Genomic DNA, 17543 nt, shown 5'->3' on the forward strand with positions numbered 1-17543 from the left:
CACAAGCCCATGCGTGACAGGTAACACACGACGACACGCACCTTCGCCCACACCCAGACGGGATGACGCGCCCATGACCGCCCGCACTTTCCGGCTGGACAGCCGGGCCGACACCGAACGCCTTGCCCGCTCCCTGGCCCATGTCACGCAACCGGGCGACGCGCTGTTGCTCTCCGGCCCCTTGGGAGCAGGAAAGAGCGTGTTCGCCCGCGCTTTCCTCCAGACACTGTGCGAAGATCCCTCGCTGGACGTGCCAAGCCCGACCTTCACACTGGTGCAGACCTATGACTCGCCCAAAGGTGCCGTCTGGCACTTCGATCTGTGGCGGCTTCAAGGACCGGAAGCACTGGAAGAACTTGGATGGGAGGATGCGCGCGACGGAATCGTGCTGGTGGAATGGCCCGAGCGGCTGGAAGACCTCACCCCCACGCCGGCCCTGCATCTCACGCTCACGCCGCACCCGGCTCCCGACAGAAACGAGGATGAAGACACGCCCCGCACCGCTACACTGAGCGGCTGGGAGAACCGCCCACTGTCCGAGGATTTCCCACTGGCATGACCGCTCCCCGTATCGTCACCATCCCGGCCCATCTTCGCTTTCTCGATGAGATAGCCGCCCGCTGGAGCGCGGGCGTGGACCACGACCCCGAGCGTATCGGCGACGGCACGATCGTGTTGCCCGGACGCCGCGCCGCGCGTGCCCTGACGGAAGCCTTCCTGCGGCAGGCCGACGGCCGCGCCCTTCTTCTGCCACGCATCATGCCCGTGGGCGGTCTCGATGAGGCCGAAACAGCTCTCGCCAATCCTGACAGCCTGCTGCTGCCTCCCGCCGTGCCGCCGATGCGCCGTCTGGCGGTGCTCACGCGTTTGGTGCTTCAGGCCGGCGAGGCTTTCGGCACCCGTCCGATGCTCGATCAGGCATGGCCTTTGGCCCGCGCTCTGGTCGATCTGATGGATGAAGCGGAATGGGCAGGCGTGGACCTGGCCGAACGACTGCCCGATGCGGTGGCGGACGGCTTCGCACAACATTGGCAGGTCACGCTGCGATTCCTCGAAATCGTCACGAAAGTCTGGCCCGACTGGCTGCGCGAACAGGGGCTGATGAACCCCATCGCCCGGCAGGTCGCGTTGCTCAAGGCGCAGGGCGGTTACTGGGCCGGACACGCCGCCGCTCATCCGGACGGGCGGCTGTGGGCCGCAGGCTTCACCAATGCTTTTCCCGCCACCGTCGAAGCTCTGCGCGGCATCCTGCGTCATCCAAAAGGCGAACTTATCCTGCCGGGACTGGATCTCGCAATGGAGGGGGAGATTTTCGCCTCCCTGCCGGACGGTCACCCACAGGCCGGTCTATCCCACCTGCTCGCGGCCCTCGATGTCCGGCGCGACGATGTGAAGAAATGGACCTCCGTGGTGGACGATGACGCGGCGCATCGCGCCCGGCTCGCCGCCCGCAGCCACACTATCGCCCGCGCCCTGCTGCCCGCACAGGCCCTGTCCGACTGGGCCGCCGATCCGGCCCGCGTGGATTGCGGCGGTCTCACCCGCCTGAACGCTGCCGACCAGCAAGAGGAAGCCGCCGCCATTGCGCTCATTCTGCGCGATGCCATCGAGAAAAAAGGGCAGCAGGCCGCCCTCGTAACGCCCGACCGCGCTCTGGCTGGACGTGTCGCCGCCGAACTCGGCCGCTGGGGGATTCTGGCGGACGATTCGGCGGGCGAGTTGCTCATCTCCACACCCGTCGCGGTGCTGCTGCGGCTCATCGCACAGGCCGTGGACGAGAAACTCGCCCCCGTGGCGCTCCTGTCCCTGCTCAAGCATCCTCTCGTCGCCTGCGGGCTGACACCCGGCGCCTGCCGCGCTTCCGCTCGCCTGCTGGAACGCCGCCTTCTGCGTGGCCCCGCCCCGGCTCCCGGTTTGGACGGGCTGCGCGCGCGGGCTCACGACATCGCCCAGCACCCTTCCCGCACGCCCGACGCCCCGGACGGCACCTCCGCCGACCAGCCCGATGCGCCACGCCCACTGAACGACTTTCTTACACGACTGGAAGACTGCCTCGCCCCCGCGATGGACGCCGCACGGGAAAACCACTCCTTGCCGGATTTCATCACGGCACTCCTCACTACCGCCGAGGCACTGGCCGCCACCGATGACGCAACTGGCGCGGACCGGCTCTGGCGCGGTGAAGACGGCAATGCGCTCGCCACCAGCCTGTCGGACCTGCTGACGGCCACCGACATCCTGCCCGACCAGCCATGGACCGTGGTGGACGGCCTGCTCTGCGCCGTGTTCACCGAAGCCCGCATCCCGGGACGGCGCGCCCTGCGCGGACAGGGGGACACCACGCTGGAATTGCATCCGCGCGTCTTTATATGGGGACTGACCGAAGCCCGCCTCCAGAACGCCGATGTCATGGTGCTGGGCGGACTGGTCGAAGGCGTGTGGCCCCCCGCCACCGATCCCGGTCCGTGGCTCAGCCGCCCGATGCGCGCGCGTGTCGGTCTGCCCGTGCCGGAACAGGCCATCGGACAGGCCGCGCATGATTTCGCCGCCTGCGTGGCCTCCGCACGTGAAATCGTGCTCTCCACCCCCGCGCGGCGTGACGGCGCCCCCGCCGTTCCCGCGCGATGGCTCGTGCGGCTGGAAGCTTTCCTTGCCGGACGCGGACAGAAGCTTGTGGACCATCCGGCGCAATCTTGGCTGGGTGGCATCGACCGGCCCGAAGGACCACCGCAACCGGCTCCCCCACCGGAACCCCGCCCGCCCGTAAAAGACCGCCCCCGCCGTATGAGCGTGACCGAAATCGAGACATGGATGCGCGACCCCTACGCCATCTACGCCAAGCACGTGCTGAAACTGCGCCCGCTCGATCCGTTGGAACAATCCGTGGACGCGTCCGATTACGGCACACTCGTTCATGACGCGCTGGATGAATGGTTCGGCAAACATGGCACGGATTGGCCAAAGAACGCTGCCGCCTCGCTCCGCAGCACCTTTCTTGCGACACTGGAAAAAGCCGATTTGCGCCCCGCCCTTGCCGCATGGTGGCGTCCACGGCTGCTGCGCATCGCGGACTGGGTGGCCGAGACAGAAACCGCCCGACGAAAAGATGATGCCCCGCACGCCATCGTCACCGAAACGAAAGGCCGTGCCACCATCGCGGACGCGCCCGGCGGTCCCTTCACTCTGACGGGCCGCGCGGACCGGATCGATATTTCTCCTGAGGGAGCCCTGACCTTGCTGGACTACAAGACCGGCACAGTGCCCTCGAACAAGGCCGTCATCGGCGGATGGAACCCGCAGCTTCCTCTTGAAGCGGCCATGCTCACGCTTGGAGCCTTTCCTGATGTAGACAAGGCTTTTCCCGAAGGCGCGGACCTCTCTCTGGCCGACCTGCTTTACTGGCGGCTGACCGGCGGCACACCGGCAGGCGAGGAAAGCCCGATCCGCGACAAAGACCAGACACTGGCCGATCTGGCCGCAAACGCATGGGACAGTCTGCGCCGCCGCGTTGTGGCCTATGACAGCCTCGCCCAACCCTATCTGTCGCATCCCCATCCGGGCAATGAGCCCCGCTTTGCCGATTACGCCCAGCTCGCCCGCGTGGCCGAGTGGAGCACTGCCCGCGAGGAGGGCAGCGAATGACGTCTCCGTTCCGCTCCACCATCGCGCTGGCCTGCGCCCAGCAGGACGCCGCGTCCGACCCGAACGCCTCCGTCTTCGTCTCCGCCTCGGCCGGCAGCGGCAAGACCAAGCTGCTCATCGACCGACTGTTGCGGCTGATGCTGCCGCGCGAAAACCCGCATGACCCGCTTGGGCCGCTCATCCCCGGCACCAATCCCGGCCGCATCCTGTGCCTGACCTTCACCAAGGCGGCAGCGGCCGAGATGGCCGTGCGGCTCCAGCGCACATTGGGCCAGTGGGTGACACTATCGGACGAAAAGCTCGACGCCGCGCTGCGCGCCTTGCACGTTCCTACCTCCGCCCGCGAGGAGGCGCGCGCCCTGTTCGCCCGCGTGCTGGACCTGCCGGGCGGGATGCGTATCGGCACGATCCATGCGTTCTGTCAGTCGCTGTTGCGCCGCTTTCCGCTGGAAGCCGCAATCAACCCGCACTTTACGCTGCTGGAAGACACGGACGCGACTCTTGCCTTACAGAGCGCAACAGAAACCGAACTGGCCCGTCTGCCAGCACAACAACTGGCCACACTGGCGGCGCGTGTGCCGCTGTCCGAATTGACGAAGCTGCTGGCCACACTGCGCACCACCGATCTCTCGCGTGAAGCCCTGACACTGGCCACGACCGATCCGGATCGGCTGCGCGCACTTCTGCGCCAAGGCCTGAAACTTCCCAATGACAGCACGGACGATCCTGTTCTTAATGCCTGTGCCGCCATTCCCGACGAGGACTCCCTGCGCGCTGATCTGCGTGTGGTGGCCGAAGAGGCTTCCGACAGTGTGCGCCGTATGGCCACCGCGATGCTGGACTGGCTCTCGCAGCATCCACCCGAACGTGCAAAAGACTGGTCCACATGGCGCGGGCTTTTCCTTACGGCCAAGGGTGAACCCCGCAAGAATGCCGGTCTGAACAAGAAATTTGCCGATTCTCATGAACGCATCGCCGAGCGTCTTTCCACTGAAGCCACCCGCATCCTGCATGTGGAAGACCTGCGCCGCGCGGCCATTGTGGCCGATCTCACTTTCGCACTTCTGCGCACGGCCGCGCCCATTCTCACAACCTATGGCACCGGGAAAAGCCTGCGAGGACAGGTGGAATATGACGACCTGATCCTGCGCACGCTCGACCTGCTCCGCGATCCGGGTGCGGCATGGGTGCTCTACAAACTCGATGGTGGCATCGATCATCTTCTGCTCGATGAGGTACAGGACACGTCGCGCGAACAATGGCGGATCGCAGGTGGCCTGACGTCGGATTTCTTCTCCGGTGAAGGCAGCCATGATCCCGCGTTCGGACCACGCACGATCTTTGCTGTGGGTGACTACAAGCAATCCATCTACGGCTTTCAGGGCGCGGACCCGGACGCTTTCCACACATGGCGAAAGCGTTTTGAAAAACGTGTGAAGAGTGCGGGAGAAATCTGGCGTGAACCGCAACTGACCGTCTCCTTCCGCTCCACAGCGCCCGTGCTGACGCTTGTGGACGCCGTGTTCAGCCATCCCCTCGCCGCCCGAGGCGTAGCGGAACCGGGTGAGAACATGCCACGCCATGAAAGTGCGCGCCCCGGTGAGGGCGGGCGGGTGGAGCTGTGGCCGATCGTGCCGCGCGAGAACGGTGAAAACAACGAGGACACCGCGCCGGATCCGTGGGCGCCGGCTGTAAAAAATGAAACACAGGTCTCGCCTCGTCAGAAGCTGGCTGAAACGCTGGCGCGCTGGATCGCAGGCGAACTTCTGCGTCCACCCGAACCCGGTGAAGCACCGCTGACACCTGCCGATGTGCTGGTTCTGGTGCCACGACGCTCTCCCTTCGTCGGCGCGCTCATCCGGGCGTTGAAATCGGTGGACGTGCCGGTGGCGACCCTCGTGCGCACAGGACTTGCCGATCAGACCGTGGTGCAGGATCTGATGGCGCTGTGCGATGCGCTGCTTCTGCCACAGGATGATCTGACGCTGGCCTGCGTGCTGACATCGCCCCTTGGTGGCGTGAGCGACGACAGCCTGATGGCGCTGGCCATGGACCGTGAAGGCGAGCCGTTATGGACGGTCCTGCGCGAACGCCATGCCGAACGTCCCGACTGGGCCGCTGCGTGGCGCTTCCTCTCCACGTTGTTCCGGCAGGTGGACTACATCTCGCCCTACGCACTGCTGACGGCTGCTTTGGGAAATCTTGGCGGCCGAGCACGTATTCTCGCCCGTCTCGGCCCGGAAGCAGCAGAGCCGATCGACGAGTTGCTCTCCGCCGCCCTGCGTTACGAGGACGCCCACGCCCAATCCCTGCAAGGTTTTCTTCACTGGCTGCGCAATTCGGACGAATCCGTAAAACGTGAGCCAGACACAGGTGGGAACGCCGTGCGGGTGATGACGGCGCACGGCTCCAAGGGGTTGCAAGCGCGGCTGGTCATTCTGCCCGACACCATCGGCGCACCACGCTCGGACACGAATCTTCTCTGGCTTGAGAGGCAAGGCGATACCTCTCCCCTGCCCGTGTTCCTTCCCCGTGCGGATGTCGCCACCGATCTTACGAAAAGTCTTTCTGAGAACGTGAAGCGTCGGGCGGCCGAGGAGTATAACCGGCTGCTCTATGTGGCCCTCACCCGTGCGAGCGACCGGCTCGTGATCTGCGGTTGGGAACCACGCACGTTGGGTGACGAAAGCTGGTATGCCCGCTGCGTGGACGGCTTCACCTCCGCAGGCGCAAAAAGCGAACCGTTCGATCTGGGTTGGGACGGTGAGAAACTGGTGATCGAGGAAGCCCGCACCACGGCGGGCAGACCGCGCAATGTTGCGGAACGCCCACTTCCCGCGCCATTGCCCAGATGGGTCGGCACGGCACCGGACTGGACACCCCAACCGCCGCCCATCGAACCGCCGCTGGCACGTCCGCTCTCTCCCAGCCGTCCCGACGACGTGAAGCTGGGAGAACGTCCCGCCTCGCGCTCCCCGCTCGATCTGGCGGCGCTTACGCCCAATGCCGCACGTGAAGCGGCCTTCCGACGTGGCACACTCGTACATGCGCTGCTTCAGTTCCTGCCGGAACGTCCCGCCAACGACCGCACAAACATCGCCTATGACTGGCTGCGTCGCCGAGGCAACGGACTGGACGATCAGGAAGCGATGCGTCTGGTCGCCCGCGTGCTTCAGGTGATGGACGACCCGCAACTCGCGCCCCTGTTCGGCACCGCAAGTCGTGCCGAGCAGCGTCTGGCCGGTGTGGTGGGAGAGAGCGTGATCGTGGGTCAGGTGGACCGGATGGTCGTCACGGACGACGCCGTGCTGCTGTGCGATTTCAAGACCAACCGCAAACCGCCCGTGTCCGTGGACCGCACGCCCGTGCTCTATCTACGCCAGATGGCGGCCTACCGCGCCCTGCTGCACGCGCTCCATCCAACACGGGAGATACGGTGTGCTCTCGTGTGGACGGAAACGCCTTCCGTCATGTGGCTGCCCGATGCATTACTGGATGAATACGCGCCGGGGTAAGATTTTCGTTTGACCACTCTTCTCTGCGCCGACACTTGACCCTGTCCCGCCAACCCCCAACTGTGCAGACACACCATCAAGGGAACACACCTATGAGCGAGAACACCGTCGCCGTCACCGACGCCTCTTTCGAAAACGACGTCCTCAAGGCGTCCGGCCCCGTTCTGGTCGATTTCTGGGCCGAGTGGTGCGGTCCGTGCAAGATGATCGCCCCAGCGCTCGATGAGATCGGTGCTGAGTTCAAGGGCAAGCTGACGGTCGCCAAGGTCAACATCGACGACAATCCGGAAACGCCCAACAAGTTCGGCGTGCGCGGCATTCCCACGCTCATCCTGTTCAAGGACGGCAAGCCGGTGGAAACGCAGGTTGGCGCGAAGCCCAAGAGCCAGCTCAAGGCATGGGTCGAAGGGCTGGTCTGAGCCACCTTTCCCCACTGACATCATGTAAAAACGGGAAGCCGGGCTGGTGCCTTGCTTCCCGTTTTGCATTTCAGGTGACAGCACGCCAACCCCACTACCGCACACGTATTCACAGATGCTTGAGCGATAAATAACCGTACAAATTCAGTACACTTTCAAGTTCTGAAGCTATTTTCTCTTCTCACCATGCGTTCCGACCGAGGCAAAGACCTGACATACGCATGACAGACCGGCACGTAGCACCCTTGCCGCCCTCCAACGAGAAACGAACACTGCACCCGTTGTTCGGATTTTCAGGAGGTTAACCATGAACACAGTGCGCAAGGTCGCCCTCGCCGCCCTCGGCTGCCTGACACTGGCCGCCGCCGTGCCCGCCGCTCACGCCGCCGACACAACCACCAAGACCGATGACAGCGGCATCACGCTTCCTGACGTGAAGGTCGCTCTGCCGGAAGTGAAGGTTGGGCCGGGGCCGTCCGTGGACAACGCCTCCGTCGGCAATGTCGCCGGCCTGATGTATTACTGCTATGCCCACGGCATCGACGATGACACGACCGTCCGCTCCGTCGGACGCTCCCTCGCCAAGCGTGACGACGTGAAGGGCGATCCGGCTTATCCGGCCGGTGGCGTCGGTCGTCTGACCACGGCAGCGGGGCAGATGACGGATCTCTCCACCCTGCCCGACGATGTCCGCACAGCCACCTGCGCCCACGCCGCTCAGCACGCCATCCGGCTGGATGACGGCAGCTTCCTCGTGCCGCAGGACTGACCGCGCCTTACCCGCGCAGGATGGGAGGCGGCGTCTTGTGGTTGCAACGCCGCCTCGATTCTGTATGTAATGCCTCCATGACGACCGTCCGCACCACCTCCGAGTCGATGAAGCGCTTTCGCGCCACGACCGCGTGCGGCCTCTCCCAGCTTCTTCTCCTTCGACTTATCCGCCCCTGAGCGAGCAGACTGGCCCGACGCCGGTACGCCCAGGGGATATTGCGAGCAGAGCGTTTCGTCCGTAAGCGAGGACGAAACAGGGACCAAGACACGTCACTTCCGAGGCATCCATGACCTTCGAACATCCTTCCTTCGGCCGCGTCAGCAACGACCGCGTCTTCATTTTCGACACCACGCTGCGCGATGGCGAGCAGTCGCCCGGCTTCTCCATGAATCTGGAGGAAAAGCTGCGCATGGCCGAAGCGCTGGCCGATCTGGGCGTGGACGTGATCGAAGCGGGCTTTCCCGTGGCCTCCAAAGGTGATTTCGAGTCCGTGGCTGAAATCGCCCGCGTGGCCAAGGGCGCCGTCGTCTGCGCGCTGGCCCGCTCTGGCGGCAAGAACGACATTCAAGCCGCAGGCGAAGCCATCGCCCATGCCGAGCGCGGACGCATCCACAACTTCATCTCCACCTCTCCGCTGCACATGAAATACAAGCTGCGGATGGAGCCTGAGACGGTTCTGGAGATCATCACCGCGGGCAACAAAGCCGCCCGCAACCTGACCGCGGATGTGGAATGGTCCGCCGAAGACGGTTCACGCACCGAGCCGGACTTCCTGTGTCGCTGCGTGGAGGCCGCCATCAAGGCGGGTGCCACCACCATCAACATCCCCGACACCGTGGGCTACGCCACGCCCGAGGACATGGAGAAGATCTTCTCCATGCTCAAGGAGCGCGTGCCGGGCGCGGATCAGGTCATCTTCTCGGCCCATAACCACAACGATCTGGGTCTGGGTGTCGCCAACACGCTGGCCTCCCTGCGCGGCGGCGCACGGCAGGTGGAATGCACCATCAATGGCATTGGCGAGCGCGCGGGCAACGCGGCACTGGAAGAGATCGTCATGGCGATCCGCACGCGCCACGACCAGTATCCCTACACCACCGGCATTGAGACCACGAAGCTGCTCAAGCTGTCGCGGATGCTGTCCACCATCACCAGCTTCGATGTGCAGCCCAATAAGGCCATCGTCGGGCGCAACGCCTTCGCGCATGAGAGCGGTATCCATCAGGACGGCGTGCTGAAGAACGCCGCCACCTACGAGATCATGACACCCGAGAGCGTGGGCTGGTCCAAGTCCTCGCTGGTGCTGGGCAAGCACTCCGGCCGCGCTGCGTTCCGCGACAAGCTGGCGGCGCTGGGGTACACGCTGGATGATGACAAGCTGAACGAAGCGTTCCAGCGCTTCAAGGATCTGGCCGACCGCAAGAAGGTCGTCTACGACGACGACATCGTGGCGCTGGTCGATGACGAAGTGCGCGACCACGCTCGCATCCGTTTCCTCGCGCTGGATGTGGAAGGCGGTTCACGCCGTCCCGCCGAAGCCACGCTGGAACTGGAAATCGACGGCGAACTGGTGGAAGCCACCGCCACCGGCAATGGCCCCGTGGACGCGGCTTTCAACGCCATCCGCCACGCCTTCCCGCACGATGCCCGTCTGGCCCTGTTCTCGGTCGGCGCCGTAACCGAAGGCACGGACGCACAGGCCCGCACCACGGTGCGTCTGGAAGAGGACGGCAAGATGGTGGACGGTCAGGGCGCAGATGCGGACACGGTGGTCTCCGCCGTGCGGGCCTATGTCCACGCGCTGAACAAGCTGCTGGTGAAGCGGACGCGGGCGGAGCCGGAAGCGCTGCCGGCTTGATGGGGAGTGATGTCGGGGGCGCGGTTGCCCCCGACGGCATCTAGTCAGAGTTGCTGACATTTGTGGGTTGGTTTGGGGTTAAATTGCCGTTTTGTAGGCAATGTTTATGTCCGCTTTGTGGGGGGGGAGCGGAATGTCAGATTTGTGAAAATCAGGAAAAAGACATTATCTAAGAGGGATAAATCATACTCACAATGAATTGTCCTTAAGAAGAGAAAAGCTATGCCCCACATCGGTCGAAAGGATGGTGACAGTTCAGGAACTGGTAAATGAACATTACGGCGTATCGCGTTGATCACCTTACAAAAGTCGCCCTCACGTTGGCGACCTTGACGGCCAAGATCTGATATCCGATGGGTGCGACCAGTTTCCGCTCCTTGTCCGCTTTGTTAAACGAGCGCTACAATAGCTAATGAGTCTATACATCGTCTTTAAGGATAGATATAATCAGAGAGCTTTTGATTAAAGACCACGATTTTTTCGGCAGCACTAAGGAAAATAATTTGCACATTCTGCTCACAAACATCGGAAGAATTTCGGAAGCGAAAATTTCGCTAGATTCATGGATGATGTTCTTAGGTAAGAATGATAGCGGTAAAACGTACGCAGCCGCTTCTATTTGGTCTCTAATAAACGAACTGAAGACAGCAGATGTAAGTCGCTTTCATTTGGACACGCCGAAGCTTGATGATGTTATAAGACGTGCTTGGGAAAGACCAAACGATACGAAATTCCGTTATACAATGGCCGCAGAAACTTTGAATGAATTGCAGCGACTATTCTTGAATGATTTTAATGCTAGACTTCCTCGGATACTTGCAGAGGCTATAGGTTATGCTGGATTTGAAAAAAGCAAAATAACAATTGAAAACTTCCAACACACATCGCCTCTCGATATTGGTATTTTCTTCAAACATGAAGAACAGAGAGAAGAAGTGATTTTTAATTTTGAAGAGGAAGAGGGAGAGGGAGAGGAGACGCATGTCCTTGAATTCATAGAGAATAGCTGGGATGTGAATATCATTCAAAATGAAAAAATAATATTCTCCATATCCGGAAATTCTATAAATGCTGATATTGAGATTATTGAAAAAGTAAAAAAAGAAATAGTCGAAAAGCTAATTGGATATAGCTGCTTTGGAGATAGATGGTCTAAATTAAGCAATATAATTTACCTTCCAGCAGCCAGAACTGGTATTATGCTGGCTTTAAATTATTTTATAGATGGAGCCGTTCAGAGAGCCGATAATAACTCTGCCGCTGAAATTGAGGAGGATGCACTTGGATTGCCTGCCCCAATTAGAAATTTTGCAATGAATTTGGCTAGACAAAGCCTCCGACGCCGTCATCTTTTTTATCAACAAACTGAGAAAAACGAGAAAGTATCACGGAATCAACTATCAAAATTAGTAAATGGGAGCATTTCGACCGGAAGAAGACAAGGTACTTTTCTTTTTACCCCCAACGGTACCAATAGAGCTATACCTTTATCTTCCACCTCCTCTCTCGTGACTGAACTTGCTGCATTGAGCATATTCCAACGTCAGATGTCTTCTCCAATATTCTTAATTTTTGAAGAACCTGAAGCCCATCTTCATCTTGAGGCACAACGTGAGATGGCTAAACATCTTGCTCAATTTGTCAATGCTGGGAATGACATACTCATAACTACTCATAGCGATACGTTTATACAACAAATAAATAACTTAATTTGTATATCTGATCACCCCGAAAAGGATGAGTTAAAAAGAAAATTTTCTCTTCTCCCCGATGAGGAAATTCAAAGAAATAAAATATCTGCTTATGATTTTGTTTGTAAAGAGGGACGCACGGTTGCAGAAAAACTAAATCTTACACCAACGGGGTTTGTCGCGGAATCTTTAAATAAGGTACTTATAAAATTAGCGGAAGAAACATTTTATATAACTGAAAGCCTGGAAGAGAATTAAAAATGGAGTATTTAAATTTATTTAGTAATGATTTTGTTTATAAAGTTAACCCTAGAGAGCCCATTAGAATCGAGGAAAAAAACACTGACGGCAAAGGAACATGTTTCTTTTCGTCAGATCATTCTGCAATCTTTATCAAGGCCAAAGACCATTCACCAGTAATCTGGTCTTTGGAGAATAGAAAATGTGCTGAAGCTGCTTTTTTCACTACTGAGAACGATAATGTATTGAATTTGCACATTGTTGAAATGAAGAGTTCTGTTGGTATTAGTTGTTTTATAAAGGTAATTGATCAGTGGATTGGAATGTACCTTTCTGCAATGGCAGTAATTGGGATTTTATTAAAAAATAGGCCACAAAATATATTTGTTTATTTGGCATATAATACGTCATCCATCAATACTCCAACCACTTCCAGCCCAATCATGTTAAAACCTCTCGTAGGAGGAGGATTTCAAAAAGGCCTGCGAGAGTGGCATTCACATAGAGTTTCTCTGCCTCATGGAGTGACTGCCCAAATCATTAAAAAGCAGCGAGTTTTAGGAGATTGCGATTTTGGTCTTGTTTCCTAACTTCGGGATCTATTTCTTTTTGGCTATCAGCCTCTCCACTTCAGCAGATTGTTACACCAACCCGACAGATAGAGTAAAGTAATGTCCGCTTCTCGGAGGAAAAACTGGTATCTGAGTTGAGGGCGCCTGCCTCTGGTCGGCTCTGTTCGCGCTGAGCAGACAGGCGATCAGGGAGGGGTACGCTCAGATGACGTTTTCTGCCGTTCATTCAACCGTGTGTGACGGTCGCTATCGCCCCAAAATTATTATTTGATGCTCGGCATGCGTGGTGAGTGGGAGGCCATTCGTCAAGAGTTGATGAAGGGACCCCTTTGCCCCATAACAATAGTTTCAAATAGGATCGACTACGCGAAAGCGCGTTTATGTCCGCTTACTGGAAACAAGAACCAGCCTGCTAGGTCCGTAAAGTAGGCGAAAGCCGCCCTTCCCCCTAAGCCTTCCGCGCCTCCAGCAACGCCCGATCACTTGGCACCTCACCAGAATCCACCACCACCAGCGCCTCACCTGCAATCGGAGACGGCTCCCGGTCCTTCGGCAACAACGCCTTAAACCGCGGATCATAACTCGCTGCCTGCTCATATTCGACGTCGAGCAGACCGTGATGATCCATGAACACATTGAACGTCGCCGGAATCCGCACGCAGCCTTCGGACGCTGGATGCCCAAGCCGCCATTCAAGGAACTGCGGGTCCGTGGCGTGCATTTCCAGCCGGATGTCGCCCGTCTCACCTTTGGTGAGCCACCCTTTCACCGCATTGTGCCAGCCGAAATCCCACACGCGCATTCCCTTGGCACCAATGCCCCGAATGCCGTTCTCGTTCTTCGTCCCTTCGGCACGGTAACCCAGACGATCCGTTGTGTTGGGAAACACGCCCGTCGGCGTGATGTAGTAATACTTGCGGCCCGCTGTGCCCGTGGAAACCTTCACGCTGCCGATCACCATCCAGTCGGTCGTGTCCGGCAGGGCAAGAATGAGCGCCAGACGCTGCACCTTTGGGTTACGATCCACAACGGCAATCACCTGCGCGCGGGTAATGCGAAAATCGGACAGGGCAATCTGGTTCTGCGCCAGTTTCACCCATTTCGCCTTCTGATCGGCGGTCAGCTTCTGCACCCCCACGACCTCGCGACGCATCGCGACAGACAGTTTCATGGCCTCGGCACGCGCGGCGTCATCGTCCAGCGACGGCAGAGGCGGCACGATCACGGGTGGCGGTGCCGGAACGCTCTCCGGCGGCACGACAGAAGAGGCAGGATCGGTGGGCGCTGTGGGCGGCGTCTCGCCCATGGCGGACAGGGAACCGGCGGTGGGTACGGTCGTCTCGCCCGCTGTTTCGCACAAGGCGGGTGAAGACCACGCTGCCACCGTCACGGCCAGCGCCGCCGCTCCCAAAGCCCTCATTCTCTCGCTGCCCTTTCACCGGCCTGTTGTGTCTCGTTTATGATGCACCACAATGACCGACAGGTGAAACACCCCTCACATATCCGCGAGGGCACCTATAGCTCGACCAGCACACCGTCGCGCAGCGTCACCACCCGATCCATGCGCCGCGCCAGATCGTCGTTATGGGTGGCGATCAACGCTCCCAGACCGGAACCCCGCACCACCCGCAGAAGTTCATCGAACACCACATCGGCCGTCGCCACATCCAGATTGCCGGTCGGCTCGTCCGCCAGCAGGATCGAGGGCGCATTGGCCAACGCACGGGCAATCGCGACGCGCTGCTGCTCACCGCCCGAGAGCTTGCCCGGCAGATGGTTTAGCCGGTGTCCCAGCCCGAACAGGCCGAGCAGTTCGTCCGCCCGCACACGCGCCTGCGCTTTCGACACACCCGCGATCATCTGCGGCAGCATGACGTTCTCACGCGCCGTGAACTCGCCCAGAAGATGATGGAACTGATAGACAAAGCCGATCTCGGAACAGCGGATAGCGGTGCGCTCACCATCCGGCAGCTTGGCCGCGTCCCTGCCCGCAATCCGCACAGTGCCGCTGTCAGGATGATCCAGCAGTCCCGCCACATGCAGCAGCGTAGACTTACCCGTGCCGGATGGGGCCACGAGCGCCACCGTCTCACCCGCGTTGAGCGTGAAGTTTACGCCGCGCAGGACATGCAGCGTCTCGTCACCACTGACGAACTCCCGCGCCACATCGCGCAGATGCATCACCGCCTCAGCCATGACGCAGCGCCTCCACCGGGTCCGTCTTGGCCGCACGCCATGAAGGATAAAGCGTCGCCAGCAGCGACAGGCCCAGCGCCATGACAATCACCTCGATCACCTGTCCCCACACCAGCTTGGCGGGCAGATGCTCAAGATAATAGACCTCCGGGTTGAACAGGTTGGTGCCCGTCAGTTTCTGCAAAAGCTGACGGATACGCTCGATGTTTCCGCAGAACACCACACCGATCAGCGTGCCGAGCACCGTGCCCGTCACGCCGACGGACGCGCCGCACATCAGGAAGATGCGCATGATCGCCCCGCGCGTGGCACCAAGCGTGCGCAGAACCGCGATGTCCACCGTCTTGTCCTTCACCATCATGATGAGAGACGAGATGACGTTGAACGCCGCGACCAGAATAATCAGCGTCAGGATAAGGAACATCACGTTCTGCTCGACCTGCACGGCGCCGAAGAACGCATTGTTGCTGCGGGTCCAGTCCAGCACTCGGATGCGCGGATCGCGCAGCGTGTTCACGATGGCCTGCGTGATGGGCCGCACATTCTCGGCGTCCTTCGTCATCACCTGAATCTGGCTGACGGCATTGGGCATCTGGAAATAGACCTGCGCCGCCTTGAGCGGCAGGAACACATAGCCCGCGTTGTAATCGTTCACGCCCGCGTCAAAGATCGCCACGACATGATAGGCCCGCACACGCGGCATCGTGCCGAACGCCGTCGCCGCGCCATTGGGCGAGACCAGCGTGATCTGTGAGCCGATGTTCAGCCCCGCACGATCCGCCAGCGTCACACCGATGGCCACAGCGTCATCGCCATCGAACTGATCCAGCGAGCCGGCAATAATGGAGGAACTGACCGCCGACAGATCCGTCAGCCCCTGCCTTGTCATGCCATGGACCACACCACCGGCGCTGTAGTTGCCGGCACTCAGCAGCACCTGCCCCTCAAGCAGCGGCGTGGCACTGACCACGCCGGGCACCTTGCGCACCCGTGCGGCCACATCATCATAATCCGTGATCGAGCGCGTCACACCGTAGAGCGAAAGATCACCGTTGAGGCCAAGGATGCGGCCCATCAGGTCGGAGCGGAACCCGTTCATCACCGCCATGACGATGATGAGCGTAGCCACGCCCAGCGCGATCCCCACCAGCGAGAAGATGGCGATGACCGAGACAAACCGCTCCCCCTTGCGGGCGCGCAGGTAACGCCCGGCAACGGCGCGCTCGAAGGCATTGAACATCAGCCCTCCGCGGCCGGAGCGAGCACTTTCGCCAGCGCTTCATCGACGGACAGTTCGAACCGCTCGCCCGTGGCACGGCGCTTGAGTTCAACCTTGCCTTCCTTGGCCCCACGTGGACCGACGATGATCTGCCACGGATGCCCCATCAGATCCGCGTCCGCGAATTTGGCGCCCGCGCGGTCGCTGCGGTCGTCATAGAGGAACTGCATGGGAGCCTTGTTGTAAATCGTCTCGCACACCGCGTCACAGGTTTCGTCACCCACCTTGAGGTTCAGGATCGCACCCTTGAAAGGAGCGACGCTGTCCGGCCAGATGATGCCGTTTTCGTCATGGCTGGCTTCGATAATCGCGCCCACCAGACGCGACACGCCGATGCCATACGATCCCATCTCCGGATGAACCGGTGAGCCGTCCGGCGCCGTCACCGTGATGTCCATCGACTTGGTGTATTTGGTGCCGAAATAGAAGATGTGCGCGACTTCGATGCCACGTCCTTCACGGCGACGATCCTGCGGGACGGACGCCCACGCCGTCTCGTCATGCTTCTCGTCCGTTGCGGCGTAATAGGACGAAACGTTGTTGAAAAAGCGCTCCAGATCCTCGGACTTATCCACGTCCACCGGATCGGCCAGCCAGTCCAGCGTGTCCAGCGCGCCGTCATAGAACACGCCGCTCTCCCCTGTGGGGGCAAGGATCAGGAACTCATGGCTCAGATCGCCGCCGATCGGGCCTGTATCGGCCACCATCGGCACCGCACGCACGCCCAGACGCTGGAAAGTGCGCAGGTAGGACAGCATCATGCGGCGATAGGTATCGACCGCGCCCTTGTAGTCGATGTCGAAGCCGTAACCGTCCTTCATGTAGAACTCGCGGCCCCGCATCACACCGAAGCGCGGACGCACCTCGTCACGGAACTTCCACTGGATTTGATAGAGAACTTGCGGCAGTTCCTTGTAGGACTTCACCGCCTGCCCGAAGATGTCGGTGATGACCTCTTCGTTCGTCGGCCCGTACAGCAGTTCGCGCTCGTGGCGATCCTTGATGCGAAGCATCTCGGGGCCATAGGCATCGTAACGACCCGATTTCTTCCACAGATCGGCGGACTGGATCGTGGGCATCAGCACTTCCTGCGCGCCTACACGATCCTGCTCTTCGCGCACGATATTGGCGATATTGCGCAGCACGCGCAGACCCGCCGGCAACCAGGTGTAGATGCCCGAAGCCGTCTGACGCACCAGACCGGCGCGCAGCATGAGACGGTGCGACGCGATCTGCGCCCGCGTGGGAGAACAGTTACGCTTCCGATGTCATCCGGTTGGGTGACGCTGTTTCAACGCCTTGCATTTCTGTCACGAGAGTTGTCGCGCATGCGCCTGTCCCGCAGTTTTCTGCCCACCC

General features: G+C 60.2%; 12 protein-coding genes. 8 read left to right on the forward strand and 4 right to left on the reverse strand.

Annotation, left to right across the window (positions count from 1 at the left end):
* Nucleotides 1-73: 73 nt before the first annotated feature.
* From tsaE to KUA11_RS12095, 8 genes are all read left to right on the forward strand, one after another.
* The gene (gene tsaE, locus KUA11_RS12060; RefSeq protein WP_217410530.1) at nucleotides 74-559 is read left to right on the forward strand and encodes a tRNA (adenosine(37)-N6)-threonylcarbamoyltransferase complex ATPase subunit type 1 TsaE; all 486 of its coding nucleotides are present in this window, start codon (nucleotides 74-76) and stop codon (nucleotides 557-559) included.
* Nucleotides 556-3642, forward strand: a complete 3087-nt coding sequence (gene addB, locus KUA11_RS12065; protein WP_217410531.1) for a double-strand break repair protein AddB — start codon at nucleotides 556-558, stop codon at nucleotides 3640-3642. The genes tsaE and addB overlap by 4 nt, the downstream gene beginning before the upstream one ends.
* Nucleotides 3639-7157, forward strand: a complete 3519-nt coding sequence (addA, locus tag KUA11_RS12070) for a double-strand break repair helicase AddA (protein WP_217410532.1) — start codon at nucleotides 3639-3641, stop codon at nucleotides 7155-7157. Before addB ends, addA begins: the two co-directional genes overlap by 4 nt.
* 92 nt (nucleotides 7158-7249) lie before the next feature.
* Nucleotides 7250-7576, forward strand: coding sequence for a thioredoxin TrxA (gene trxA / locus KUA11_RS12075; RefSeq protein WP_166314761.1), 327 nt, complete (start codon nucleotides 7250-7252; stop codon nucleotides 7574-7576).
* A 307-nt stretch (nucleotides 7577-7883) separates the two neighbouring features.
* Entirely contained in the window at nucleotides 7884-8345 is a 462-nt protein-coding gene (locus KUA11_RS12080) for a hypothetical protein (RefSeq protein ID WP_166314758.1), read from the forward strand.
* Nucleotides 8346-8634: 289 nt separating this feature from the next.
* Nucleotides 8635-10206 carry a 2-isopropylmalate synthase gene (locus KUA11_RS12085; RefSeq protein WP_166314755.1) on the forward strand — a complete coding sequence of 524 codons (1572 nt, stop codon included), beginning with the start codon at nucleotides 8635-8637 and terminating at the stop codon, nucleotides 10204-10206.
* A gap of 503 nt (nucleotides 10207-10709) precedes the next feature.
* On the forward strand, nucleotides 10710-12155 hold the full coding sequence (locus tag KUA11_RS12090) for an AAA family ATPase (RefSeq protein ID WP_217410533.1): 1446 nt from the start codon (nucleotides 10710-10712) through the stop codon (nucleotides 12153-12155).
* Nucleotides 12156-12157: 2 nt separating this feature from the next.
* On the forward strand, nucleotides 12158-12727 hold the full coding sequence (locus KUA11_RS12095) for a hypothetical protein (RefSeq protein WP_217410534.1): 570 nt from the start codon (nucleotides 12158-12160) through the stop codon (nucleotides 12725-12727).
* Nucleotides 12728-13157: 430 nt separating this feature from the next.
* On the opposite strand, the gene KUA11_RS12100 is transcribed toward KUA11_RS12095, so the two are convergent.
* From KUA11_RS12100 to proS, 4 genes are all read right to left on the reverse strand, one after another.
* The gene (locus KUA11_RS12100) at nucleotides 13158-14129 is read right to left on the reverse strand and encodes a L,D-transpeptidase (protein WP_254454892.1); all 972 of its coding nucleotides are present in this window, start codon (nucleotides 14127-14129) and stop codon (nucleotides 13158-13160) included.
* A gap of 95 nt (nucleotides 14130-14224) precedes the next feature.
* On the reverse strand, nucleotides 14225-14905 hold the full coding sequence (locus KUA11_RS12105) for an ABC transporter ATP-binding protein (protein ID WP_217410535.1): 681 nt from the start codon (nucleotides 14903-14905) through the stop codon (nucleotides 14225-14227).
* Nucleotides 14898-16145 (reverse strand): lipoprotein-releasing ABC transporter permease subunit, encoded by a 1248-nt coding sequence (locus tag KUA11_RS12110; RefSeq protein ID WP_217410536.1) that lies wholly within the window; start codon nucleotides 16143-16145, stop codon nucleotides 14898-14900. The genes KUA11_RS12105 and KUA11_RS12110 overlap by 8 nt, the downstream gene beginning before the upstream one ends.
* Nucleotides 16145-17416, reverse strand: coding sequence for a proline--tRNA ligase (proS, locus tag KUA11_RS12115; protein ID WP_217410547.1), 1272 nt, complete (start codon nucleotides 17414-17416; stop codon nucleotides 16145-16147). The genes KUA11_RS12110 and proS overlap by 1 nt, the downstream gene beginning before the upstream one ends.
* Nucleotides 17417-17543 lie beyond the last annotated feature (127 nt).

Origin of the sequence: Acetobacter estunensis (genome assembly GCF_019083805.1) — a bacterium.
In the GTDB taxonomy this organism is placed as follows: domain Bacteria; phylum Pseudomonadota; class Alphaproteobacteria; order Acetobacterales; family Acetobacteraceae; genus Acetobacter; species Acetobacter estunensis_A.

Excerpts from the sequence above, each read along its gene's own strand:
- tsaE (WP_217410530.1), top strand. The coding sequence starts at position 74 with ATGACCGCCCGCACTTTCCGGCTGGACAGCCGGGCCGACACCGAACGC.
- addB (WP_217410531.1), top strand. The coding sequence starts at position 556 with ATGACCGCTCCCCGTATCGTCACCATCCCGGCCCATCTTCGCTTTCTC.
- addA (WP_217410532.1), top strand. The coding sequence starts at position 3,639 with ATGACGTCTCCGTTCCGCTCCACCATCGCGCTGGCCTGCGCCCAGCAG.
- trxA (WP_166314761.1), top strand. The coding sequence starts at position 7,250 with ATGAGCGAGAACACCGTCGCCGTCACCGACGCCTCTTTCGAAAACGAC.
- KUA11_RS12080 (WP_166314758.1), top strand. The coding sequence starts at position 7,884 with ATGAACACAGTGCGCAAGGTCGCCCTCGCCGCCCTCGGCTGCCTGACA.
- KUA11_RS12085 (WP_166314755.1), top strand. The coding sequence starts at position 8,635 with ATGACCTTCGAACATCCTTCCTTCGGCCGCGTCAGCAACGACCGCGTC.
- KUA11_RS12095 (WP_217410534.1), top strand. The coding sequence starts at position 12,158 with ATGGAGTATTTAAATTTATTTAGTAATGATTTTGTTTATAAAGTTAAC.
- KUA11_RS12100 (WP_254454892.1), bottom strand. The coding sequence starts at position 14,129 with ATGAGGGCTTTGGGAGCGGCGGCGCTGGCCGTGACGGTGGCAGCGTGG.
- KUA11_RS12105 (WP_217410535.1), bottom strand. The coding sequence starts at position 14,905 with ATGGCTGAGGCGGTGATGCATCTGCGCGATGTGGCGCGGGAGTTCGTC.
- KUA11_RS12110 (WP_217410536.1), bottom strand. The coding sequence starts at position 16,145 with ATGTTCAATGCCTTCGAGCGCGCCGTTGCCGGGCGTTACCTGCGCGCC.